The 23,568-nt window shown below is 46.5% G+C and carries 21 protein-coding genes, 1 tRNA gene and 1 pseudogene; 10 read left to right on the top strand and 13 right to left on the bottom strand.

Translation table 11 applies throughout. The features are described 5' to 3' along the window. Positions 1-26: 26 nt before the first annotated feature. Complete coding sequence (locus RID53_RS01260) at positions 27-287, top strand: chlororespiratory reduction protein 7 (RefSeq protein WP_446386388.1); 261 nt, start codon at positions 27-29, stop codon at positions 285-287. A gap of 311 nt (positions 288-598) precedes the next feature. After that, on the top strand, positions 599-1,846 hold the full coding sequence (locus RID53_RS01255) for a cation:proton antiporter domain-containing protein (RefSeq protein WP_446386387.1): 1,248 nt from the start codon (positions 599-601) through the stop codon (positions 1,844-1,846). 112 nt (positions 1,847-1,958) lie between these two features. On the opposite strand, the gene RID53_RS01250 is transcribed toward RID53_RS01255, so the two are convergent. Beyond that, entirely contained in the window at positions 1,959-2,504 is a 546-nt protein-coding gene (locus RID53_RS01250) for a DUF2854 domain-containing protein (protein WP_044209510.1), read from the bottom strand. 315 nt (positions 2,505-2,819) lie between these two features. Here RID53_RS01250 and RID53_RS01245 point away from each other — a divergent pair, with 315 nt between their 5' ends. After that, the gene (locus tag RID53_RS01245) at positions 2,820-3,080 is read left to right on the top strand and encodes a hypothetical protein (RefSeq protein WP_446386386.1); all 261 of its coding nucleotides are present in this window, start codon (positions 2,820-2,822) and stop codon (positions 3,078-3,080) included. A 243-nt stretch (positions 3,081-3,323) separates the two neighbouring features. Next, positions 3,324-3,509, top strand: a complete 186-nt coding sequence (locus RID53_RS01240) for a hypothetical protein (RefSeq protein WP_446343341.1) — start codon at positions 3,324-3,326, stop codon at positions 3,507-3,509. A 121-nt stretch (positions 3,510-3,630) separates the two neighbouring features. On the opposite strand, the gene RID53_RS01235 is transcribed toward RID53_RS01240, so the two are convergent. The 5 genes from RID53_RS01235 to RID53_RS01215 all read right to left on the bottom strand — a co-directional run bounded on the left by RID53_RS01235 (position 3,631) and on the right by RID53_RS01215 (position 12,389). Then, the gene (locus RID53_RS01235) at positions 3,631-4,167 is read right to left on the bottom strand and encodes an NAD(P)H-quinone oxidoreductase subunit J (RefSeq protein ID WP_006103872.1); all 537 of its coding nucleotides are present in this window, start codon (positions 4,165-4,167) and stop codon (positions 3,631-3,633) included. Further along, a complete protein-coding gene (ndhK, locus tag RID53_RS01230; protein WP_446386385.1) occupies positions 4,160-4,903 on the bottom strand; it encodes a photosynthetic/respiratory NAD(P)H-quinone oxidoreductase subunit K in 744 nt (247 codons plus the stop codon). The genes RID53_RS01235 and ndhK overlap by 8 nt, the downstream gene beginning before the upstream one ends. A gap of 445 nt (positions 4,904-5,348) precedes the next feature. After that, entirely contained in the window at positions 5,349-5,711 is a 363-nt protein-coding gene (gene ndhC / locus RID53_RS01225) for a photosynthetic/respiratory NAD(P)H-quinone oxidoreductase subunit C (protein ID WP_446380239.1), read from the bottom strand. Positions 5,712-6,027: 316 nt separating this feature from the next. Beyond that, entirely contained in the window at positions 6,028-10,080 is a 4,053-nt protein-coding gene (locus tag RID53_RS01220; protein WP_446386384.1) for an amino acid adenylation domain-containing protein, read from the bottom strand. An 860-nt stretch (positions 10,081-10,940) separates the two neighbouring features. Then, positions 10,941-12,389, bottom strand: coding sequence for an amino acid permease (locus RID53_RS01215; protein WP_446386383.1), 1,449 nt, complete (start codon positions 12,387-12,389; stop codon positions 10,941-10,943). Between the two features lie 990 nt (positions 12,390-13,379). Here RID53_RS01215 and RID53_RS01210 point away from each other — a divergent pair. Beyond that, positions 13,380-13,850: a GNAT family N-acetyltransferase gene (locus tag RID53_RS01210; RefSeq protein ID WP_446386382.1), complete on the top strand. Its 471-nt coding sequence runs from the start codon at positions 13,380-13,382 to the stop codon at positions 13,848-13,850. Here the strand turns inward: RID53_RS01210 and RID53_RS01205 are convergent. The 6 genes from RID53_RS01205 to RID53_RS01180 all read right to left on the bottom strand — a co-directional run bounded on the left by RID53_RS01205 (position 13,795) and on the right by RID53_RS01180 (position 18,663). Next, positions 13,795-14,787: a sensor histidine kinase gene (locus RID53_RS01205; protein WP_446386381.1), complete on the bottom strand. Its 993-nt coding sequence runs from the start codon at positions 14,785-14,787 to the stop codon at positions 13,795-13,797. The two genes, RID53_RS01210 and RID53_RS01205, sit on opposite strands and share 56 nt — an antisense overlap. Before the next feature lie 143 nt (positions 14,788-14,930). Next, positions 14,931-15,548 carry an L-threonylcarbamoyladenylate synthase gene (locus tag RID53_RS01200; RefSeq protein ID WP_446386455.1) on the bottom strand — a complete coding sequence of 206 codons (618 nt, stop codon included), beginning with the start codon at positions 15,546-15,548 and terminating at the stop codon, positions 14,931-14,933. Positions 15,549-15,806: 258 nt separating this feature from the next. Beyond that, on the bottom strand, positions 15,807-16,736 hold the full coding sequence (gene prmC / locus RID53_RS01195; protein ID WP_446386380.1) for a peptide chain release factor N(5)-glutamine methyltransferase: 930 nt from the start codon (positions 16,734-16,736) through the stop codon (positions 15,807-15,809). A gap of 37 nt (positions 16,737-16,773) precedes the next feature. Further along, a complete protein-coding gene (locus RID53_RS01190; protein WP_446386379.1) occupies positions 16,774-17,508 on the bottom strand; it encodes a Tic22 family protein in 735 nt (244 codons plus the stop codon). Positions 17,509-17,993: 485 nt separating this feature from the next. Further along, positions 17,994-18,067 (bottom strand) — tRNA-Pro (locus RID53_RS01185). A 59-nt stretch (positions 18,068-18,126) separates the two neighbouring features. Then, on the bottom strand, positions 18,127-18,663 hold the full coding sequence (locus tag RID53_RS01180; RefSeq protein ID WP_446386378.1) for a GNAT family N-acetyltransferase: 537 nt from the start codon (positions 18,661-18,663) through the stop codon (positions 18,127-18,129). Between the two features lie 565 nt (positions 18,664-19,228). Between RID53_RS01180 and RID53_RS01175 the strand changes: the two genes are divergently transcribed. From RID53_RS01175 to RID53_RS01160, 4 genes and pseudogenes are all read left to right on the top strand, one after another. Then, positions 19,229-19,954 (top strand): hypothetical protein, encoded by a 726-nt coding sequence (locus tag RID53_RS01175; protein ID WP_446335109.1) that lies wholly within the window; start codon positions 19,229-19,231, stop codon positions 19,952-19,954. 320 nt (positions 19,955-20,274) lie between these two features. Beyond that, positions 20,275-21,231 (top strand): alpha/beta fold hydrolase, encoded by a 957-nt coding sequence (locus RID53_RS01170; RefSeq protein WP_446386377.1) that lies wholly within the window; start codon positions 20,275-20,277, stop codon positions 21,229-21,231. Positions 21,232-21,403: 172 nt separating this feature from the next. Beyond that, positions 21,404-22,258: an RnfABCDGE type electron transport complex subunit D gene (locus RID53_RS01165; RefSeq protein WP_446386454.1), complete on the top strand. Its 855-nt coding sequence runs from the start codon at positions 21,404-21,406 to the stop codon at positions 22,256-22,258. 228 nt (positions 22,259-22,486) lie between these two features. Further along, positions 22,487-22,660 (top strand): annotated as a pseudogene (locus tag RID53_RS01160) (DUF2330 domain-containing protein); the annotation flags it as partial. Positions 22,661-22,900: 240 nt separating this feature from the next. Here the strand turns inward: RID53_RS01160 and RID53_RS01155 are convergent. Further along, positions 22,901-23,278, bottom strand: coding sequence for a zinc ribbon domain-containing protein (locus RID53_RS01155; RefSeq protein ID WP_446386376.1), 378 nt, complete (start codon positions 23,276-23,278; stop codon positions 22,901-22,903). A 137-nt stretch (positions 23,279-23,415) separates the two neighbouring features. Between RID53_RS01155 and RID53_RS01150 the strand changes: the two genes are divergently transcribed. Continuing rightward, positions 23,416-23,568: a transposase gene (locus RID53_RS01150; RefSeq protein WP_446386375.1), complete on the top strand. Its 153-nt coding sequence runs from the start codon at positions 23,416-23,418 to the stop codon at positions 23,566-23,568.

The following is a 23,568-nucleotide window of genomic DNA, read 5'->3' as shown; positions in this document are numbered from 1 at the left end:
CTGTTGAACTACACCCGGAATGAACCATGCCTGATTCAATCATGTACCAAGAGGATGCTTATGTTGTTCTGGAAACGAATCAACCGGAGCAATTTCTCACACCTGAGGAGTTACTGGAAAAACTCAAAGCTATTTTAGCAACACGGCAGGATAATCTACCCCGTGATTTACAGCAATTTTCTTCTGTGGAGGAGCAAGCCAAGTATTTGATGGAAACCTCCTGTGACTTGGATATGGAACCTGGAGAATATTTGCAATGGTATATCGTGCGGCTAGAAAAGCCGTAGTCAAAAAAGGACTCCTGACGTTTAATGTCTGGAGTTGCTTTAAAATTTACTTTTTTAAATTAAACTCTAAAACCCTCATTTTTTTTGGAATATAAACGACATAAATAGTCATTTATTTGCCTTTATGTGGTTTAGAATTCCCCAAATAAATGCCTTTCCTAGTCCTATAATCTATCTGTAGGTATATTATTAAAGTAACAATTTCGTTTTAACCTAGAGAAAATGGTTCAAGTTTTTATGGCAATTTAGTCAAAGGATTTATTGACTAAGAAATCGGTAAATCCCTGTAAACCCGCCCTATCCTACTGATCATGAATCAGCTAAACATTGCTATAACTGCCATCGCCGCACTGGTTGTGGCTGTGGGGCTACTGTCTAAACCACTGCGGCGGATGTATTTTTCCGACTCGACTATTGCGCTGCTGTTGGGTATTCTGATGAGTCCACATATTCTGGGGTGGCTTGATATAACAGGCTGGTGGGGCAATAAAGAACTTTTGATTGAGGAAGCCGCCCGTTTAACCCTTGCTATTGGTTTAATGGGCGTCGCCCTACGCATACCCAAAGGATATGTTCCCCGACACTGGAAGTCTTTAGCCGTGGTACTGGGGCTAGTCATGCCCTTGATGTGGTTGAGTAGTGGTTTACTTGTATGGTGGTTATTGGGTCTGCCTTTTGGGGTAGCGATGTTAATTGGGGCAGTGATAACACCGACTGATCCGGTTGTCTCTACGGATATTGTTACGGGGATCATTGCTGAGGAAAATATTCCCGGACGCCTACGTCACCTCATCTCCAGTGAATCGGGGTTGAATGATGGGCTAGCGTATCCGATAGTTTATCTGCCTATTCTACTCCTGACGCGATCGCCAGGAGAAGCTCTTTCCCATTGGGTGCTGCACACCCTACTTTGGGAAATCGGTGTCGCTATTGTGGTGGCTGTATTGTTGGGCTATACTGCGGGTCGATTATTAGTCTGGTCTGAAAAGAAGGACTTAATTGAGAAAAAGTCGATTCTCGCTTATACAGTTGCCCTTTCTCTTCTAGCATTGGGGGCAGCAAAGTTACTGGGTAGCGATGGTATTCTAGCTGTTTTTATAACCGGATTAGTCTTTGATGGACTCGTGGATACTCAGCAAAGAACTCAGGAAGAGCGAATCCAAGAAGCTGTGGATCGCTTCTTTACTCTACCTATTTTTCTGTTATTGGGTTTGGTCATGCCCTGGCAAGACTGGCTACAACTGAGCTGGAAAGGCTTACTGCTAGTGGTAGCCGTCTTGTTCTTGCGCCGCCTCCCCGCAATCCTGGCGCTCAGTCCTTTGATTAAGCGCCTGCACGGTGTCTCAGATTCTCTGTTCGTGGGTTGGTTTGGTCCCATTGGCGTTGCGGCTCTTTACTATTCTCATCTGGCGCTGCGCCTCACGGGTAATCACCAGGTTTGGGTGGTTAGCAGCTTGCTAATTTTTGCCTCTATCCTTGCCCATAGTATTAGTGCCACGCCTTTGAGCCAACTCTACAGCTCTAAACATCAGAATCGCCAAACCTCTGAGGCTCACTAAGTAGGGGCTGCTGAATAAGTGGTGAGGTGAGGGGGAGATGGGGAAGATGGGGAAGCCATGTAGAGACGTGCCATGGCACGTCTGGAAGGTGTTCCACAAGAACATACAAAAGTTAAGGTGCAGCAATCAACGCCACATCAACCTGGTCTTCTTCAGGTTGGCTCAATTCAACTCGGATATTCGGACCAAAGAATTTTTCTATTTTTTCCCGCTTTTGTTCCCATGTTTCAAAGGGAATCAGCGGCGAGTAAAATTCCAGTACTAACGTGTAAGCACCATCCACTACAGTTTCTCGTAAACTATTGAGGTCTGGTCGTTCCTCATCGCTAGGTGATAGACCCAAACTTTCCAGGGAGCTATCGAGGTGAGCGTCTTGACCGTAACGATAACGCATCACATCTTGGCGAATTTGGTTTTGAATGGGAGTAGCTGTCTGCTGTCGCTGTTGCAACACGTCCGGTGGTGTGGGTTGACTTAAAGGTACAGGCTTGAGTTCGGCGGCTTTCAGGGCAAAACCGCCCAGTAAGATGGGGACGCCGTAGAAAAATCCCACTAAATTTAAGGTCGCGTTCTCGGTGGCATAAGCCACAAAGCCGATGATGGTCAGTACTCCCCCAACCCACAATCCTACTGTTCCCAAGGAAATTTTGCGTAACATCTTAATTTAACTATCTACACAACAATCACTTTAGCTTTATTATCGGGTCAAGGGGTGGCATGGGAAATGATCGGGTGCAGAACATCCATGTTTTAGCTCTTGGATCTTGTGGATCTTGCCTGAATTGCTCTAGGGGAGCAAAGGCAAAAGCGTCAACGTCGTATTGTCTTCGTTATACTAGGCAAATTCGCTCTCTCGTAGCGCGATCGCTGTGTCGGCAGAAGCCCTGCCTTCTCTGTAGCATGGTATGTAAACAGTTTTTATAAGCCCAGTTTTGTTTAGTCTGCCGTTGTCTCTATTGCAGCATTTTTTAAAATGATTCAAGAAAAAAAGCAACAAGCATCCTCAAACAAGCACCGTTTTCGCGATCAGCTTGATTCGTTAAAGCGTGAGGATGAAACCCTAAATAATATTCTGGCTGTTGATGTTTGGGCGTTGGCAAAAACCATGGATGAATTTTATCCCGGCTTTTGGTCAGCGTTTATGAAAAATCGAGAAAAGGCATTAAAGCGATTTATTGCTGAAGTGATTAAAAATAAACCAACTAAATCCAAACGTCCTCCTTTCCTCAGCTAGGATACCAGTTCAGTAATTAAATCATCAACTGAAATCCTGGAAACTTATTCCTTGCTTATGGGAAGGATAAAACAACAGCATGCTACTATTTAGTTATGGCAGATGTACGACCCAGGAAATCGGTCTATTGTTTGGGTGTACCTCTCCACAGATCGTTGATATGCCTGGGTTGAGGGAACGCCTCAACTTATATCATTGTTGGTTTGCCAATTAGAGAAATAGCGAAACTAAAGGATAGGAATTATGGACTCACAAGCCATGCGAGAGCGCATAACTGTCATTGAGAGCAAGCGAGAGTTTCTCGTCAAACTGTTGGAGGAACCAAATTTAGGTACTCTGAGAATCGATGTTAATCAAGCCCTCGAAGAACTAGACGATTTAATTGAGGAATTCAAGCGAACATTTCCTGAATCAAGCGGTAATCTTTAACCAATTATTTGGCTCGCAAAGCTACCTGTAACAATTATGGTCTGACTTTACTTACTCTTGTTTAAAAGTAGGCGAGCAAGATGCTCGCACTACTTTTTAAGATTGGAAGGAGTTGCTCAAATTAATAAGCATCCTGCAATTCATAGAAGTCAGGCGAGATATAATCCTTCCGCAGGGGCCAGCCTACCCAATCTTCCGGCATCAAAATCCGCTTCAAGTTGGGGTGTCCTTCATAGACAATGCCGAACATATCGTAGGTTTCCCGTTCTTGCCAGTCAGCACTCTTCCAAATCCAATAGACAGATGGCACGCTGGGATTCTCTCGTGGTAGAAATACCTTCACCCGGACTTCTTCAGGTTGCTCAGCATCATCGCTGATCTTAATTAAATGGTAGAAGCTGACCAACTCTTCGCCAGGACCGACATCATAACCCCCTTGACATTGCAGGTAGTTAAACCCATAAGCATACAGAGCCGTGGCAACGGGAATCAAGACCTCGGGTTGTACCTTAATCACCTCAATTCCCAGGTGATCCGGTTCCATTAACTCGGTTTCAAAGCCGTTTTCCTTCAGCCAGCCGTGGACTTCTCCTGTCTCAGCGAGTGGGGATTCTTCCGTATTTTCTTGGGTCTGTTCTTTGGACTCTTCTTCAGCCACGATTGACCTCCTGCTGTTGAGAAGACTTCAGTGCGGGGGGTACAGGCATTCCCATCGCTTCGGTTAACTCCTTCGGTGGAGTGTGGCGATTTTCAGACCGCAAGTATTGACCTGTGAGAATATCGGGTACAACCTTCATGCTATGAGTGGTGCTGTAATAGCGGTGGGTTGGACTCAGAGTTGCCCGTTCCTGGATAGACTCATTTGCCACCTTCTTACGAAGTTTAACGATCGCATCCATAATTGCTTCGGGACGAGGTGGACAGCCAGGAATATAAACATCCACAGGAATCAACTTATCCACACCCCGCACGGCGGTTGTCGAATCGACGCTGAACATCCCCCCGGTAATTGTACAAGCCCCCATTGCCATCGCATATTTGGGTTCCGGCATTTGCTCATACAGACGCACCAACGCCGGTGCCATTTTCATCGTGATTGTACCAGCAGTAATAATCAAATCCGCTTGTCGGGGACTCGAACGCGGCACTAATCCGAATCGGTCAAAGTCGAACCGAGACCCAATCATCGCCGCAAATTCAATGAAACAGCAGGCGGTGCCATACATCATGGGCCACAGGCTGGACAGCCTAGCCCAGTTATAGAGGTCGTCTACTGTCGTCAAAATGACGTTTTCTGAGAGGTCTTGCGTGACCTGAGGACGACTGATGGGATTGAGAATTTTTTCTTTGGGTTGCGGCTTTTGGGGTGCCGCGTTTGCTGTATCTGTATTCATCCAAATATTCGCGACTGGATACCTCATCCATAGATAGTATGGGCAGTTAGAAAGCCGCGCCTCCTAGGTAAAGTACAAAAATCTCTAAACCCCTACCGCCTTGGATTTACTCGCCGACGTTCGGCATATTGCCCTTGCCTGTCGCCTGGGTAGTTACTTTCCTCGTGCTTTTAACCTGTACGGATATGGGTTGTTTGATTGGGCTTGCGCCCCTCCCTGTCGGGGTAACGTTAGCTTCGCCAAAGTTATGTCTCGGTACTTTCTCCAACACACTGGCTTTTCCCTATAACCTGTTTAATGCTGGAGTTGTAGAGCTACAGACTAGCTACGCATCTGTAGGTACGAACTTTAACACTTAGACATAACGTAGTTCAAGGCAGAACTTAGGCTGGTAAACATAGGCTTTTGGAAAGCCTCTTCCATGCCTAACCATGGACGGGGTAGTTTACGACCATTCTAAAGCTCCTTTGCGCCAAGCGTAAACGAGGGCAACGACGAGAATTGCAATAAAGATGAGTGCTTCGATAAACGCTAGTAGTCCTAGCTGATTGAATGCCACTGCCCAGGGATAGAGAAACACGGTCTCTACATCGAAAATCACAAAGACCAGGGCAAACATATAGTACCGGATATTGAACTGAATCCAAGCGCCCCCAATCGGTTCCATGCCAGATTCGTAGGTCGTCCGGCGTTCGGGGTCACGGATGCTGGGTCGCAGCAGCTTTGAGGCTGCTAGTGCGAGGACGGGGACTAAACTGCTTGCCAGTAAGAACCCTAGGAAATATTCGTAGCCGCTAAGAACAAACACAATAGGTAAGTGTCCCTAAATCTTGTCGTTATTACTTCTTTACATTCTTTTACCCATTATAAGGGTCGTTGGTTGTCTGCAAATTGAAGCAGGTCAAGTTTTTCCGAGACGATAAGATTTCCGCGATCGCGCTTATGGTGTGTATAGATCAAACACACATCTGAGATTCCCCCTGTAGGGGCGACCCGCTTGCCTCAATGAACACCTGTATCCACTCAATTAGATCGGGTCGCCCTATACTCAATTGGCAGATACGATAATTAGATCCCCGACTTCTTCAAGAAGTCGGGGATCTGGTCGTTATCCAGCAATTATGTCAAACCAACTGGTTATAGTTCAGATAAGCCCGAATCACCTGACTATTAACTGACGGACAGACAATATTCGTTCCGGCTAAACCCGCTAACGTATTCTGGGAATCAAACGCCTGAGAGACTAAAGCCGCTGTTTCCAGATAGGGGCGTTGGCTTTCACCAACCCATTGAGTAAACAGGAACACCAATGGACTCAACGCATTGTCAGGCTGGGAACTGGCAACCTGAACCAGCTTATCTTGCCAGGTAGAATAATCCATCCATTCAATTGGATGACCAATAGCCCGAATTTCGTCCACGAGTTGCTGTAAGGATACCATCTCCGGACTAACCAAGTGAAACGATTGACCGAATAAATCCGGTTGCTGGGACAGATGGGCGATCGCTTGGGACACATAGTCTACAGGAGTCAAACTGAGATTTAAGTCCAACTCCGGCGCACTTCCCAATTGAATCAACCCTTTAATTAATCGGTCAATTAGATCCCCCTGTTGAGACGCCCCGGTTTGGCTATGTCCGGTAATCATACCCGGTCGGTAAATCGACGCCGGAATCCCCCGTGCGTGTGCCTGTTTAACTAACTTCTCACCCACCCATTTACTTTGAGCATAACCATCAGACAGGTCATCCCCTGATTCCAAGCTATCCTGTTCTAAAATCACCGACATCTGAGCATAGCGCGGCGATTGAAACACATCCAGCGTTGAGACAAAGTGAACGGGTTTGACCTTGGTTTTACTGGCTAATTTGAGAATTTCCTGAGTTCCCAGGACATTTGCCGATCGCAAGGCGCTGTAGGGATAAATTAAGTTGACAAACGCCCCATTGTGATAGATACAGTCAATCTCGCGAGTTAACGCTTCGTACTGCGACTCTGATAGTCCCAACCTCGGTTGAGCTAAATCACCCAACACCGGGACAACCCGCGACTCCAACTTATCTGATGAAAGTAAATAGCGGTTGAAACTCGCGGCAATTTTTTGCTGACCCGCCTCCAGCGTTTTGGCACGGACTAAGCAATAGACGGTAGCATTCGTATGCTGGAGTAATTCCCGCAATAAAAACGCTCCCAGAAAACCTGACGCGCCTGTAATCAAAATCTTTTCCGGTGCAGTGTCTGGCTGACGATAGGGCTTTTCTGGATAAATCGTCTCATCCAAAACCGCATCGTTGGCTAAATTCGTGACCGCGATTGTACCCGTCACCGTTGTCCCATCCCCTTCCGGTTGAGACGGATCAGCGTTAGTCTTGGCGGTAATCGTTTGAGCCAGTTCCGCTACAGTCGGCGCTTCAAACAGAGCAAACAACGGTAACTCCACCTGGAATTGTTCTCGCACCTGCGATAACAGTTGCGCTGTCAGCAGCGAATGTCCCCCTAGTTCAAAGAAGTTGTCATACACACCCACACGCTCAACATCGAGTACAGTTGCCCAGATTTGGGCTAACTCCTGTTCAACAGGTGTGCGCGGTGCGACGAAGGTATCCTGAGCCACCTGTTGCGCTTGGTTGGGGTCAGGTAACGCCTTGCGATCGACTTTACGGTTGGGTGTTAGGGGCAGGCTATCTACTAACACAAAGGTTGAGGGCACCATATAAGTCGGTAGCTTATCACTCAGGAACGATCGCAACTGCGCCAGCGATAATCCTTGAGTTTTAACGATCAGCTCAATACTCTGATGGATTTGCTCCTGCTGGGTGGGTGTGGTCTCAAAAATCACCCCAGCGTTTTCCTCAACATGCCAAACCACAGTGCCTTGCAGCCACAAGGGATTGTCCACCCCTGGCAGTTGTACCCGCAAAAGTACAGGTTGATTGTTGTGCCAAAATGTCGGGGTGAGCGCCTTTAAGCTAATCCCATTGCGGCTGAAGTTTTGCGTGATCACTTCCACTTGTTGACCCGACTCAAATTCCGCCCGACCCTTGATCTGGAGGGGAATACGGGGTTCTGTCCGCAAATTGCCTAAGCTGCGATGGAGTTTCGCCTTCTGGCTGGTTGTAGTATCAAACTGGACGCCAACATAGTCTTCAAACTGCCAGACAATATGACCTTGCAACCATAACGGGGTTTCACCTCCGGGTAATTGTAATCGGAGTAATAGGCGCTGATCGATTTGCCAGGGATTAGCCGTTGTTGCCTTTAAGCAAATTCCCTCTTGGCTAATATTTTGCGTTATCACCTGGACTTTTTCACCCGATTCTAATTCCGCCAGACAATTAATCGTTAGCGGGGTGCGGGGTTCTTTGCGGCGTAAGTCATGAACGGCTAATCCCTGGGTTTGGGCAATGTGTTTGATACTCTGACGTAAACATGTCTGTTGGCTGGAGGTGGTGTCTAGGGAAACATCTACCCATTCCAGGGCTTTTGTAGCGATGGTTCCAGTAAGTTGAAGTTCATCGGGAACGCCAGGAAACTGGCAACGCAGCGTCAAGGATTGACCGTTTCGCCAGGAGGCGGGAGCATGAAGTAACCGAATACTATTGACCGAGAAATTGCTGGTGGTTAATTCAATTTCTGGATTTCCCTCACACGCTACCCAGCATTTTGTTTCTAGGGGAACATTTTCAACGTCTAAGTCACTGACGAGATAGGCAACTAAGCGCTTTTCGCCCGAACTGTCATCACGGGCGACAACCACCGCGTCTCGGATACCCGGATGTTGATAGAGGGCGGATTCAATCTCACCCAGTTCAATCCGAAAGCCGCGAATTTTCACCTGATGATCCAAGCGACCTAAGCATTCCAGAGTCCCATCGGGTAAGTACCGGGCTAAGTCTCCGGTGCGATAGAGACGGGCACCCGGTTCTGAACTAAAGGGATCGGGAATAAATCGTTCATCAGTTAAGTCAGGTCGGTTAAGATACCCTCGTGCTAAACCAACCCCACCAATCAGCAATTCTCCCGGTTCTTCTACTGGGACAAATTTAATCGGGTCAGATGAATTTTGCTCAGAATGAGCCAGATATATTTGGGTATTGGCAATGGGGCGACCAATGGGAATAGTCTTGTCCGCCGATTCTACCTGATGCACGGCTGACCAGATCGTGGTTTCCGTCGGTCCGTACATATTCCACAGGGAAGCACTGCGTTCTAAGAGTTGACGCGCCAATTCGCGGGACATGGGTTCCCCCCCACAAAGAATTTTAAGCTGGGGATTTCCCTGCCAACCTGCGGCTAATAACATCCGCCAAGTGGCGGGGGTGGCTTGCATGACGGTAGCCCCGGATTCTTGCAAAACCGGGATTAACTGAGTTGCATCAGCGGCGACATCTCGCGTGACTAAGACAATATCAGCACCAACGATTAAGGGTAAATACAGTTCCAATGCGGCAATGTCGAAGCAGATGGTGGTGACAGCCAGCAGGGTGTCTTTTGGAGTAAGTCCAGGGGCGATACTCATTGAGGTGAGGAAATTGACCACCCCACGATGCAGCACTTGGACGCCTTTGGGTTTCCCGGTTGAGCCGGAGGTATAGATGGTGTAGGCTAAGTTGTCAGGCGTGACACCACTGTCTAAATTCTCTGAACTATGTTGGGTAATGGTCTGTCGATCGCTATCTAAGCAAACCACTTGGGCTTGGGTGTCGGGTAATCTTATCAGTTGGTCTTGTTCGGTGACGATGACAGGGACTTGGGAATCCTCAATCATCAGGGCTAATCGTTCTTGAGGATAGGCGGGATCAAGGGGAACATAAGCACCTCCAGCTTTGAGAATCCCCAATAAACCCACGATCATATCGAGCGATCGCTCTAGACATATCCCCACCAGTACATCGGGTTTAACCTGTAGCGTTTGTAAGTAGTGGGCAACCTGGTTGGCGCGGCGGTTCAACTCCCGATAGGTTAGGGTTTGCCCGTCAAACCGAATCGCGATTTTGTCTGGTGTGCGACGCTCTGCTTGTTCAATTAATTGATGAATACAGTAATCGGCGGGATAGTAAGTTTGAGTTTGGTTTAACTGTTCAAGTCGCTGCTGTAATTCACGTTTTTTATTTGGTTCAGGAATACCGTAGAGTTGCTCAATTTCTAATGATGATTGAAAGGAACGATTCATCATAGTTTCCCTTGAAACAGGTTTACAGTGGTCTTTTTTAGGTTTAAGCTGTCCGGCATTTCAACCTTAATGTCAATAAGGGTGAAAGCCTTGTAGTGCGTTTAGCGAAGCCATGCCGCAGGCTTTGCATCTTGCTCGCTACTAATACCCAATTTAAATGCATAACAGCTTAGTTCGGTTCGGTGATGTGCCACTAAAAATATAGCTGTTCGCTATTTTTTTATTTGATACCGGGGGCAATTTTTTTAGTGTCACCTACTTATTCCCTTTTACCCAATTAGATTCAGCAATTTAGTTGAGAAATAAATTTAATAGTTATTCCTCAAAAATACGTTAAATCCGATAGAGAATATTTGATGCTCAAGGGGGATAAAACTCTAGTCAGAACCCCAATCAATATTGCTTTCGGTATGATAAGTCGGTGGACACAATTCAAGTTAACGGTTGAGAGTAGGGAACTCTTAACAGGGAACAGGGAACAGTAAGGGGTTGAGGGCGATTTACAAAGCTTAATACAGTAAAGTTTTTCTGCCATAGCGATACCAGAGGGATAGAGTATCGGTCACGATTGAGTTGGTCGGCTTTTGTCGCCCGTAAGACAAGCGTATGACTTGTATTTCATCTGTTCGTATAATATTCCAATTTCCTGCTCAGATCAACAAGATGATGGGAACTTTACGCAGTCTTTAAAAAAAATCATTTGACTTTAGACCAAAAAAGATGTAAATCACTACACAAACATTAAGAAGTAGGAGCAATTCATGAATTGCCCCTACAGATGGTTGTTCAACGGTAAAGCCTGGGTAAAACTTCAAAAAATTACTCGGCGAAACCCAACCACTAGGGGTTTGGTAACCAAATCCCTACTCCTGATACCCCGTTAATCCCAACGCCGTCGCTTCTTCCGGGGCTTGAGCCACCAGTCGATTGCTGCGGAACACTAAAAAATAGACACTTGCCACAATCAGCGCTACGCCAATCCCCCAAACACCGCCTCGGTAATCGGGTATAGAAATACAAGCAACTAGGGCAAATGTGGCTAAAGCCAAACCCACAAATGCTCCCGCTGTTCCCAATGGGCTTTCGTAGGGTTTCGGTAAATAGGGATTCCCTTTTAGCTTCATGTAGCTAACCATGACCAAAATATAGGAAATTAATGCCCCAAACACAGCCATATTCAAAATCACAGCATCGACAGCTTGAATACCAGTACTCACCAGTAGCACACAGATAAATCCAATCGTCGCCCCGGCAATTAATGCCCGATGGGGGGTATGACTTTTACTCGTGACTGATAACCAACGGGGTAAATACCCAGCACGGGATAGGGAGAAAATAATCCGTCCGTAGGCAAACATATTACCGTGGAGACTGGCAATTAAACCACAAATTAGCGCCAGTGCTGTGACAATAGTACTGGTTGCGCCGACGCCAAAATAAGCCTCTAACCCATCTTGCAGGGGAGCATCGGATTGCCCAATCGCCACCGCGCCCCCGCCAACACCGGAGTTAATCACTACGGTGAAAATTGACAGAATAATCAGGGTAAACATACCAGAAATCATTCCCGTTGGCATATTTCGAGGCACATTATCGGTTTCCTCCGCCGTCATCGGTAATTGTTCAATCGCCAGATACAACCAAATTGCAAAAGGAATCGCGCCAAACACTCCAAACCAGCCATTCGGTAACCAGGTTTCTGATTGTCCCGGTTCAGCCGGAATATTAAACAGCAGGTCAAAATTGAATTCACCTGAAACCAGCATACTCACATAAAAGATGCCTAATACTGTCATCGCGATGATGGTTAGCCAAAGACAGACTGTCACACTCAGTTCAAAACCTCGGATATTAATTGCCAAAAACACAGCGTAGGCAAATACCCAGATAAAAAAACTGGGCAGATTGGGAAATAAAGGCTTGAGGTAATTGCTTAAACTGAACACCAGCGCCGCATTAGCCAGGACATATTCAATCGTGACGGTAATCCCACAAATAAAGCCCCAAAACGGACCAAGGGCATAACGGGTGAACGAGTAGAATCCGCCCGCATGGGGGAGGACGGCTGAGAGTTCAGCACTGCTATAGACCAAACAGAGATACATAATTGCCATCAAGACAGCGGCAATACTGAACCCCCAGAATCCTCCGGCGGCTAAACCATAGTTCCAACCATAGAAATCACCTGAGATAACAGCACCAACCCCTAAACCCCATAAGAGTAAACTACCAGCATTTCCTTGAAGTTGTCGCCGTCTGATATAACCATTATTTACTGTTTCGTAAGCTGCAATACCTTGAGAATGTTGCATCGATAAACCTGATCCTCAACTGTTTACCTTGCACCCCAATAACCATTCATTCAGCTCAAACCGTTGGTCAATTAAGCTGACCAAATTTGACGGCATTTCCTAACCTCTTTTCCCCAGTTGAGAGGAAAAATGGATACCGCCTGTTCATTGCTGATTGCTAATTGCGAAGAACCAGGTCGCTTGCTTAAACAGAAGCAAATCTTATCTAGTTCCTTAACCGCATCATTTCATTCTTCGGGTAAACGTAATACAGATCCGGATTGACAGCAAAGCTAGTTTAAGTGTTGATATAGAGGTGTTTTCTGGGAAAAATAACTCAAAGTGTATTACGCAAATCCGGGACTTAGCTTGATACTTGTATGACAAAATAATTTTAGGCTGTCGAAGCGATTCATGCCATTTTTTTTAGCGTGTAACGAATAAACCACCTTAGCTAAGTAGTCGGACTTTCATTAAAGTTATAGCGCTACGCGCCAGGGAATAGGCAATAGGGAACGGGAAACAGTAGTGCTAGCGTCTCGCTCGCTACTTTGTATGGTTTTTATCTATCCAGGCTTTATTGATTGGGCGTTACGCTACCTTCGGGAACGCTCTCCTTACCCTAAAAGTTGACAACAATTCGTCGATAATTTGACACCCAAGGACAATTATGATAGAGCTAGTAAAATGTTATAATTTCCTAACAAAAAAACGCTTCTCTCTCTTGCATTTATTGTTAGAAGCGCTACAATTTTTGGTGACAGCAAGAAAATAGTCAACTCACACTAAGACAGAGAATCGATCATCCCACCTGAGTTGAGAGACAATTAACCCTAGTCCTGAAATCGATTAATGCTCAGGTGAGTCGTCTTCAAACTAACGAAATTCGGAAGATTTTTCCCCACGTTAACCAACGTTAGATTGGGGTATATCTTCAACGGAAAATATTGAGATAGTTGCATCATAGTGCAATAACCTTTGATCACCAAAACCCAAGGAGTTTAGGGAAAAATGGATTGCCGTACTATTCAATTTTGCGATCGTGCCGCTCAAATCGATTATGTCCAACTCCAGGCTCTGTTTCGCCTCAGTGCTTTCTGGGCAAAGGATCGCAGCATTGAAGACTGGAAAATCGCGATCGCCAATAGTGAACCTGTAATTACCGTATGGGATGACCAACGCCTGATTGGATTTGCTCGCGCCACCTCTGATGGGATTTACCGCGCCACGATTTGGGATGTTGTCATTCATCCTGACTATCGCGGCGTTGGCTTGGGACGCAAGCTCGTCGAAACCGTCCTTAGTCACCCCAAACTGTGTCGGGTTGAGCGAGTTTATTTAATGACCACTCATCAACAACGCTTCTACGAACGCATTGGGTTTGAATGTAACACCACAACCACAATGGTGCTATACAATCAACCGATCATGACTGCTCTGCCAACACCTGTTCGACCATCTCCGGAGTTGCTAGAGGCATAGTACATTGTAACCGGATACAAGTGTCTGTAACTGAATCGTCGCTTGGTTCTTTCCCAGGAATAGGTAATAGTTCCAAGCGTCCTTTCATCATCTCCACCAAGGTTTGCACCATCAACCAATTCATACCGGGTGAGGTTGTTGATGAGATTGTTTCCTGTTCCTCTGAGTCATTAGTGTCGGAGAGTAAATCAACGGCTTCACTCCAAATCGAGTTGGGACATTCTACATCAATCCAAATATTCACCATCTGGGGGTTGTCAGAATTGGCTGTAGAAACCTGAATAGTGCCTTCTTCCATTTGTACAATAGCGCTGTCCACCATTCCCACTAATACCTGACGAAAACGCCGGGGATCAGCTAAGACTTCTATTTCTGGGTCAGGGGAAATCACTTTCAGCCGCAGATTACGATTCCCGGCTTGCATGTGGGTGAGGACTTCGAGTTCTTCAAAGCATTGGCTCAATTGCAGGGGGCGAGTCTCTAGACGATTAGTACCGTGTTCCGTTTTGGCGACGGCAATCACCTCATCTAAAAGTTTTACCATCTTCTGCGCCGAGGTATGGGCTTGAGCCACGAATTCCTTAGCTTCTTCCGGTGAGTCACACAAATCGGACAAAATGAGCTGATGCATCCCCATCAAACTACTCAGGGGCGATCGCAGTTCGTGGGATGTCCGCGCCAAGAAGCCAGCTTTATACTGGCTCATTTCATGCGCCATTTGGTAAGCCAGTCGGGTTTGCTCGAGTTCCTGCTTCAGAGGCTGTAGTTCATCCTCTTTCACGGGTTCCGCCTTAGCTGGCTGGGATTCCTCGGGTTTTGACAGTTGCGGTTCTGGTATCGTTGAACCTTCTGGCTGTTTGCTGGAACGAGTAGCGCGGCTGACAACAAGTCCCATGACAATACCGACTACCAGATAGATCAGCTCCATGTTGCCCATATTTTTTCAAACTTTTCAACGTAATTCGCGGGACTCCCCATCCACAATCTTTTATTTGGCTGGGGTAGTAGACTAATGAATTCTATTTTTAGTTTTGCCATACCCGCTTTCAGCTCAAGCATAGCCCCTTTTCCCAAGAGTCATCACCCCTTAGACAGGGAACAGTCGAATGAGACAGCGCCTTGGCGCAAAATTTGCCATCCGTCTCCTGTCCATTTCACCACCGTAGAGGGTGCGCCTTGGGTATAGGGGTGACGCTCCTCTAATTCTTTGGATTCGGTGGGATGAAGCGTCAGCACCTCTGGAAACTCTGCCTCAATTTCTGGCATTGTATGTAAGGGAGGTTTCCCAGAGACGTTGGCGCTCGTCGTAGCTAAAGGACCCGTCTGGGACAAAATTGCGATCGCGACTCTAGAGTCGGGAACCCGCAAGCCAATTGTGGTCGGATCTGTGGGGTTCATCGCCGCCGGAACTTTATCCGAAGCGGGTAACACTAAGGTTAACGCTCCGGGCCAATAGTGCTTTGCCACTTGCTGCCAAATCTCTAATTCGGCGTCTGTCCCCTTGACATAAGACCAAAGTGATGATGGGAATGAACCCATTAAAATTAAGGGTTTGTTATTGCTTCGCTGCTTCAGCGTAAATATCAATTCTGCATAATCCGGTCGTACAGCGAGAGCGGGTATCGTGTCGGTGGGAAAGCTTACGACCTGACCAGAATTAGCGCCAGCCACTAGGGCAGACATGAAGACATGAGTCATATTGAGGTTATATAATACTCCAAGAGTTTCGGGGAAATACTTAATATTTTGCTGGAAGTTAAGGCAAAAGTCAAAATTTGCCATTCGTCATTCGTCATTCGTCATATCATGTTCTGACGATTTTTCTTAATTGCAATGTTTTCAAATCCATCGTTTTAGGCATTTTCTCGTCTGGGTATTTTACGGGATCTGATATCATTCGTCTGAACTTAATTAATTAGCTCCCCCTCACCACAACACTTATTCAGCAGCCCCTAATTAGTTCTGTCGATAAGCCAAAGCAAAACGGTCAATTCCGGCTAAATCGGGGATAATCTGAATCTGATAATAACGTCCCTGTTGATGCAACAACTGAGCCACTGTATCAGCTTGTCCTGCCATCATTTCTATTATCCAAACGCCCCCAGGACGCAGGTAATCGGGAGCCGTCCTAATCAGGTGGCGAATGCAGTCTAGACCATCAATTCCCCCGTCCAGTGCCATAAGCGGTTCGTGATCCCGGACTTCTGGCTGTAATTGTTGTAGCTCATCTCTGGGAATATAGGGAGGATTGGATACTAGACCACTCAATTGCCCTTTGAGTGATGCCAAGGGGGACAACCACGACCCTTGATAAAATTGAATTCTTGACTCAAATCCTAGCTGTTGAGCATTCAGTTGGGCAATAGCGAGAGCATCATGACTGTAATCAACAGCGTGAATTGCCGCATGAGGAAACGCCTCCGCTAATCCTAAGGCGATCGCACCACTCCCTGTCCCTAAATCTGCCCACTGTCCAGCATCAAGTTGGGGTGTTGCACTTTGTCCCGCCGCCCTAACTGCCAAATCGATTAAATACTCCGTTTCCGGTCGAGGAATCAGAACCACAGGCGACACCTTCAGCGAAAAACGTCGCCAAGGAGTGATCCCCACTAAATACTGTACAGGCAAGCGATCGCAAAGACGCCGCTGCCAGAGTTGAGTCAGCACTGGCAGCGGATAACGTAATTCGATGTGCGATCGCGCCTTAAACGACTCTAGGCGCAGCGATAGAGGGTCAAGTCCTGCGACCTCTTGAAGCAACCAATCGACTTCAGCGACAGGGATATCAGCCTCTACAGCCGACCGACGGGCGTCTTCTCGCCATAGCCAGAGGTTTTGACCCGATACTGCCACTGTCTTAGAGGATGGCTCTGGCGTTGTAGCCATGAGTAATTAACCTGATTCCCTTTAGCCTAATTTAGATCTATTGAGAAGAGGATTGACGCAAAAATTGCAAAGATTCTTGCGAAGGAATGAGTAGAATTTGCTCAAGTTGAGGGTTATCCTGAGTCTGCAATGTATTAATAATACCCTCTAGCGGCACAACCTGGATCTGAACACTCGAAGCCAGGTTAGGCTGTTGTTCCTTAAAGCGGTTGACCAAATTCTGTAACTGCTCTTTGTCAAAGAAAAAGGGAATGACTTGCTGACCCTCTTGTTGAATCGTTAAATACCCTCCTTGTTGACCTCCTTTTGCCACAAACAGAGGGACACCCCGAAATTCTTGTCCTTGAGGCAAAAGTTGCTGAGCGGACTGCACTTGCTGCTGCACTGGAATATAGGCAAAATCTAGACCATTCGGTTGGTTTTGGCTCTGTTGATCAAGTTGGTAGACTTCTGCTAACGATACAGGCACGACCCGGACTTGGTTACCCAACTCAGGCTTTTCCCGTTTCAATCGTTCCACAAAGGCTTCTGCATCCCTCTGGCTAATAAAGACGCCTGCAACTGCTTCATTCTGATTGTTCTGATTAGGAATAGAGGCGACTAAGGGTGAGCCTTCTCCATCAGTAACCGTAAATACAGGTACAGTTTGTAACTTTTCCATCACCTGCTGTTCGGTTAAAGCCAGCGCCCGCAGATTTCCACCAAAAAAGGAGCCAAGGAGAGTAGTCCCCACTAAACCTAATGTTGCACTCCAGCGAACTAATGATTTCATACAATTGCCTCTTGAATTCTCGCGTACTATCTCATTAAAACTAGGATACCGCTCTCACTTGATGATGACATCTCTCTCGTGAATTGAAGAAATCGCTTGAAATCGTCAGATAGAGTCTATCCATCTTGAGCTAGGCTGTTTTCCTGGCACTATCGATAGTTAGGATTGACGTTTAGCTGTCACGAGTGACGAGAGTTGAGTCAGGTAAACCTGAACGTTCCTAGTCGTGTCTGAGTTAAGAAAACTGACTGGGTTCAATTCCCTAGAGTTCCACTTGTTGAATATTTGAGTTAATGTTATCGTATTAGATCAACTAAAAATGGCGGATTTAAAATCCTCTTCCCCAAAGGATATAGATACCATTACAAGCATCAACTGAGGACAGGGGGCGTTGCTTCACACAACACAAGTCTATAGACTTCCACGCCAGTCCCTGTGTTTTAATTTGTACTATTTTAATTTTTAATCGAATTTGTACTAAAAAATCGGGATGACAGGATTTGAACCTGCGACATCCTGCTCCCAAAGCAGGCGCGCTACCAAGCTGCGCTACATCCCGATGCATATCTTGATAATATACCTTAGCGTCCAATTTGCCCAGTCTCAATCGCACAAAAATTAGTCAGGATACCAGAACATGCCTTTAATCCCTTCGGGATCAGCCATAAATCCCATTTGCCGATAAAAATTGACCACTTGGGGATCGGCAAAGAGAGTGATATTGCTGATATCTTCACTGCGAAGTTTCTTAATAGTGTACTTCATCAACGCCTTACCCAGCCCCTTGCCTTGGAATTGGGGGTGAACCACCACATCCCAAATTGTGGCATTAAAAGCATGGTCAGACGTAGCCCGGGCAAAACCAATCAGACGCCTCGTGTTCCCTCGCTGTTGCCACATGGACACGACGAGGAAACTATATTGAATCGCTTTACGAACTTTCCGCATCGGTCGTCGTGACCAACCCACGGCGTCGCAAAGCTCCTCTAATTCATACAGATCGAATTCTCGATCCGTACTAAACAGGATACGCCCATTATCAGCGCGATCGCCAGACGCCGGAGATTCGCTGAAATTTGAAACGGTATCCCCTTCAAATTTTGTCGATGTCGAAGCAGTGTCAGCACTGCCAAAAAAGCTCTTCCAAAAACCCATGCCGATGTGGCTATAGCATTTTATACTGGTTATCCGTTACACAAGACCTAGCCCAAGCTACTTACGGCTAGACGTATCTAACGGGTTAGCGTGACGATTATTCAAAACTTTGACGTTTTGAACAGTAGCACTCAGGCTAATGACAAAGGCTTTCAGAAGCCCCACACTGCACTCCATCAAGTCAGTGTGTGGAGTCGTCTCTTATCATGCATAACTTTCGGAGTGACCCCCGGTAGGACAACTTTCACCTGACATGCTTATCGTATCACAATTGGCGCAATACGCTCCTATAACCATTAAGACCAAAGCTTGTTCTTGCAGCCAAGCAAGCAACAACCTCTTAAACACCCAATTTGACCCTATCCCTACGCTAATCGCCTACACTTAAAGTTTGGCGGTCAGTGGCAAATCATGACTCAGGGCAAGACCTTCTTTAGCTAGACTGAGGCTATTGTGCCGAATTTGTGAGAGATTAACCAGATACGGCAGGTTTTTGCCTTGAGGCTGAGCTTGCTGGTCTATCCTAAAAGCTTTTAACCAAAGCGAACGCCTTCTCCCCCTACTTATGGCTGCGGGTCTGAAATCATCAACACTAGAACTGCTGAAGCGCTTCAACCGGGCGTTTCCAGAATTTTATGAGCAGTTTGTCAGTAGTGAGATCCAATTGCAAAACCTGAGACTGGCTTATAAACTCTACAAAACTCGGCGTGTCGTTATTGAGATCAAACCCGAAGGCTCGAAAAGCGCCCTACATTTTGCCTACCGAAACCAGTCGTTTCTCCTCAGTGATATTTTTGGGGTTTTAGCGGCTTATGGACTGACGATTCACAGCCTGAGTCTTCATGGTCAAATCAGTCCCCCCATGTTGGTGTTCATCAAGCTCGTGGTATCCCGTGGTAGCAAAGCCCTGACCCCCAAAACAGCCGATAATGTCTGCCGTGCCATTCGGGAGGCGTTGGCGGGACGTTTTGAAGTTGAAGAAATGCTGGCGGTGGAATTTAATCTGGATGCTGGCTTAGAACAAGTCGAAACGGAGTTCTATGTCGATCCAGTATTTCATCTACCTGCCTTATTAATTGAAGCTGATAACCAGCCGGGATTATTTTATAAGGTAATGTACGCCGTTTGGCAAGAAGACTTACTCGTCGTCAACGCTAACTTACTCGTCTGGCGTGGGCGTACCCGCCTAATTCTCTACTTGCTCGGTCCCAATGAAAACTTGATTCCCGAATATTTAGGTCAGAAAATTGCCGAAAGTGTTCGACAAAGATTATTAGGGCGTCGGTTTTGACCCTTCACTTCGTTCAGGGAACCTGGTTTGTAGGAGCGGGGGAAGCAGGGGAAGCAGGGGAAGCAGGGGAAGCAGGGGAAGCAGGGGAAGTAAAGATACTTTCAAATGCCAAGTTCGATCAGGAAATGCCTCGGTTGAGGCTATGCTTCCATTGAATAGCTGTAAACCAGAATTGGCAAGGGTTTTGGCTTAAGTTTACACGAATGGTAATGGAACTTTCATTTCGCTATTGACATTCAAACCCTCCCTCATCACCCCATCACCCCATCACCCCATCACCCTCTTGACCACCTGCCCCAATTCTCGGATAGGATGGATATATGGCAACGATTGAGATTCTAGGGGCTACTCACGCCTACGAATTAACGCCTCCCAAGGCATCCTCATCCCCAGTTTTGGTCTTTATCCATGGCTGGCTTTTAAGTCGTAACTATTGGCAACCACTGATTGATCGATTAGATGATGATTATCAATGTTTAGTTTATGATTTGCGGGGATTTGGTGATTCTCAATCCCCAACAGATAAACCACCACCAACCGAATCGGCTTCGCGGGCTACCCCCTCAGGCGGGGCGGGTGCGGAGGATAATGCGGCATTAACATCGACAGACGTTGATGCCACTCGTTTATCAACCAGTAACTACAGCCTTGCGGCTTATGCTAGGGACTTGGGTATTCTACTCGAAAAGCTGGATATCGATAACGCTTGGCTGATTGGTCACTCTCTAGGTGGCAGTATTGCCTTGTGGGGCGCATCAGTGGCTTCAGAACGAGTCAAGGGGGTGATTTGTCTGAATGCGGGGGGTGGCATTTATTTAAAAGAAGAGTTTGAACGATTTCGGAATGTAGGGAAACAGTTAGTCAAACGCCGCCCTCAGTGGTTATGTTATCTGCCCTTGATTGATGTACTGTTTACACGGGCGCAGGTGGCGCGTCCCCTGGCACGGCGTTGGGGACGACAACGGGTGATTGATTTTGTTGTGGCTCACCCAGAAGCAGCACTGAGGAGTCTCCTCGATTCGACAACTGAGGCTGAGGTTCACCGTTTGCCTCAAATGGTCTCACAGCTTCAGCAGCCTGTGTATTTTTTGGCAGGTGCGAATGATAGAGTCATGGCTCCTAAATATGTACGCCATCTGGCTAGCTTCCATAAGCTTTTTCAAAATGGCGGTGCTAATGTGATTGAAATTCCTAATTGTGGTCATCTGGCAATGGTGGAACAACCGGATATTGTGGATACTCAAATTCGCAGGATTTTGGCTGAGTCTGTGAGTTGAGTTTAAGTACAGTTACAAAAACTGTAACAACTCAGGGGTAAAGATAGGGGTGGGGCATACTGGCAAAAGGATTACAGGCACAACTCAGTACACGATCGCTTTCCTAGGGATTGGAGGTTCAGAACCGGGCTGGCATCTGAATTCCTTTCCCTTTCCCTATTTTTCTACTCAAATGCAGCAACACGATCCCAGAGACTATCAGATTCTGTTTCTCTCACTCTTTCTGGTATTGGGTATTGGCACGAGAGATTGGACATTACAGCCTCAGTTTATTGGTGTTGCGATCGCGACTTGTTTGCTGACCCAGTATATCAGTAGAGAGGTAGCATGCTACCTCTCTACATGGCGCGTCTGGGGAGACAAGCAGGAATGTTTACTAATCCCCAATCCTCAATCCCTAATATCCCTCAAAAGTGCCATGATTACGGCATTGGGGTTAAGTTTACTGCTGCGAGTCGATCAGTACAGCACGATGATCTTGGCGGGGGTACTGGCGATTTTAAGTAAATTTCTGTTTCGATTCCAAGGTAAACATTTTTTTAATCCGGCTAATTTTGGCATAATTTCAGTTTTAATCCTGACAAAGGATGCCTGGGTTTCTCCAGGACAGTGGGGAGAGGGGGGTTGGTATGTTCTATTATTTGCCGGAACTGGGGGCATGATTTTAAAACGGGTGGGGCGTTGGGATACAACGGCGGCTTTTTTCGGTGCTTATGCGTTACTCGAAGCTGTTCGCAATCTTTGGTTGGGCTGGACTTGGGATGTCTGGGCGCATCGATTGATGAGTGGCTCGTTTTTGTTGTTTGCCCTGTTTATGTTAACTGATCCTCGCTCGATTCCCAATGCTAGGGTGAGTCGTTTACTTTGGGCTGTCAGTATTGCGATTTTAACCTTTATTCTGCGAAATCATTTCTTTATGTCTACAGCGGTTTTCTGGGCGTTATTTGCCCTTTCTCCCCTAACACTGCTTTTAGATTGGATTTGGTCATCACCAAGATTTGTTTGGAGGTTTTCCGGTGATGGTTGATTGGTAAATGTAAACATTCAGCAAGTCATTTAATATTGTAAACCCCACCCCTGCCCTCCCCTTAGCAAGGGGAGGGTTTGGAAAGGGTAACATTTTCACCTTTCATTTGGAAATGCTATATAATTTCTGGCGAATGACAAATTAAGAATACCAAACTGAAAATGTGAGTTAATGATGAAAAAGCTATTACAGGTATTAATCGCGTTAGTTTTGGCAGTTTTTGCTATCATGATATTTGCCCCAAAAGCCTTAGCCTTTTGTGGATTTTATGTGGCAAAAGCAGATACAAAGCTTTACAACCAAGCCTCTCAAGTGATTATCGCACGGGATGGCGATCGCACAATTTTGACGATGGCGAATGACTATCAAGGCGATGTTAAGGATTTTGCCTTAGTTGTGCCGTAAGGATTCAGGTCGGTCCTTGTGGGTGAAATGGCTGCCTTGATTATTAGGGGTGGGATAAGATTCAGGTACAACAGCAGCGTTTGCAGTCGTTGGCGCAGGAGAAACAGCCTTTTTCTCATCCCTATTATTGGGCTGGTTTTGTCTCTCAGGGATTGGCGTGATATTCTCTTAGAGACGTTGCATGCAACGTCTCTACATCCGTCAAAAGCCCCACCCACAAGGGGATGGGGCTTGTAACTAGGCGAGAGTAATCTCGCCCGAAACATATGGCGCATTGACTGACGCCTGCTCTTCCGTCCCGTTCTGGGTAGAAGAGAGAATATAGTCATCACGGACATTTCTAGCTGCATTAAGGTCAGCGTGAGTTCGATGACCGCAGTTCTTACAACAGAAGCGAGACTTTTTGCGATTCGTCCGCTTGATGTGTTTGCAGACATTGCACTTCTGGGATGTGTAGCGAGGGTCTTGATGTACTACTCGCTTCCCTAATGCTTCTGCCTTATAGCTCAAGAACTGTTCTTGCTGATAGAATGCCCAATTTCCCAGCCATTTATTCATCTTCTTGCCCCTCGCCAGAGTGCGAATACTGGACAAGTCTTCAAGTACAAAGACCACTACACCAGGCTGGTTGGCTAACTTCTTTCACCTGTGGAACGTCGGCTGCTTCAAATACCAATCTTACCCAAAACTGCTTAGTGTTTTTGGTATAGGTTAAAGTTGCTCCACAAAAATCCCAGGTTTCAAATATTTTCTTGGTTCATATCTTTAGTACATTCAAGGATTTGAAAAAGCGTAGGTTTTGGGGGTCTGGAATGTGGAGTGATGGAAGATGGTACACCAGTGTTGGTCACATCTCAGAAGATGCGGTCAAGCGCTATATTGAAACCCAGAAGCAACGAGAGTGA

It is taken from the genome of Coleofasciculus sp. B1-GNL1-01 (assembly GCF_040220235.1).
In the GTDB taxonomy this organism is placed as follows: Bacteria; Cyanobacteriota; Cyanobacteriia; order Cyanobacteriales; family Coleofasciculaceae; genus Coleofasciculus.
This window is presented reverse-complemented; position numbering and strand designations above follow the sequence as displayed.

Coding starts and splice junctions, on each gene's coding strand:
- RID53_RS01255 (WP_446386387.1), top strand. CDS start 599: ATGAATCAGCTAAACATTGCTATAACTGCCATCGCCGCACTGGTTGTG.
- RID53_RS01250 (WP_044209510.1), bottom strand. CDS start 2,504: ATGTTACGCAAAATTTCCTTGGGAACAGTAGGATTGTGGGTTGGGGGA.
- RID53_RS01200 (WP_446386455.1), bottom strand. CDS start 15,548: ATGACTCATGTCTTCATGTCTGCCCTAGTGGCTGGCGCTAATTCTGGT.
- RID53_RS01170 (WP_446386377.1), top strand. CDS start 20,275: ATGGCAACGATTGAGATTCTAGGGGCTACTCACGCCTACGAATTAACG.
- RID53_RS01210 (WP_446386382.1), top strand. CDS start 13,380: ATGGATTGCCGTACTATTCAATTTTGCGATCGTGCCGCTCAAATCGAT.
- RID53_RS01165 (WP_446386454.1), top strand. CDS start 21,404: ATGCAGCAACACGATCCCAGAGACTATCAGATTCTGTTTCTCTCACTC.
- ndhK (WP_446386385.1), bottom strand. CDS start 4,903: ATGAATACAGATACAGCAAACGCGGCACCCCAAAAGCCGCAACCCAAA.
- RID53_RS01220 (WP_446386384.1), bottom strand. CDS start 10,080: ATGATGAATCGTTCCTTTCAATCATCATTAGAAATTGAGCAACTCTAC.
- RID53_RS01180 (WP_446386378.1), bottom strand. CDS start 18,663: ATGGGTTTTTGGAAGAGCTTTTTTGGCAGTGCTGACACTGCTTCGACA.
- prmC (WP_446386380.1), bottom strand. CDS start 16,736: ATGGCTACAACGCCAGAGCCATCCTCTAAGACAGTGGCAGTATCGGGT.
- RID53_RS01190 (WP_446386379.1), bottom strand. CDS start 17,508: ATGAAATCATTAGTTCGCTGGAGTGCAACATTAGGTTTAGTGGGGACT.
- RID53_RS01245 (WP_446386386.1), top strand. CDS start 2,820: ATGATTCAAGAAAAAAAGCAACAAGCATCCTCAAACAAGCACCGTTTT.
- RID53_RS01240 (WP_446343341.1), top strand. CDS start 3,324: ATGGACTCACAAGCCATGCGAGAGCGCATAACTGTCATTGAGAGCAAG.
- RID53_RS01205 (WP_446386381.1), bottom strand. CDS start 14,787: ATGGGCAACATGGAGCTGATCTATCTGGTAGTCGGTATTGTCATGGGA.
- RID53_RS01175 (WP_446335109.1), top strand. CDS start 19,229: ATGGCTGCGGGTCTGAAATCATCAACACTAGAACTGCTGAAGCGCTTC.
- RID53_RS01260 (WP_446386388.1), top strand. CDS start 27: ATGCCTGATTCAATCATGTACCAAGAGGATGCTTATGTTGTTCTGGAA.
- RID53_RS01215 (WP_446386383.1), bottom strand. CDS start 12,389: ATGCAACATTCTCAAGGTATTGCAGCTTACGAAACAGTAAATAATGGT.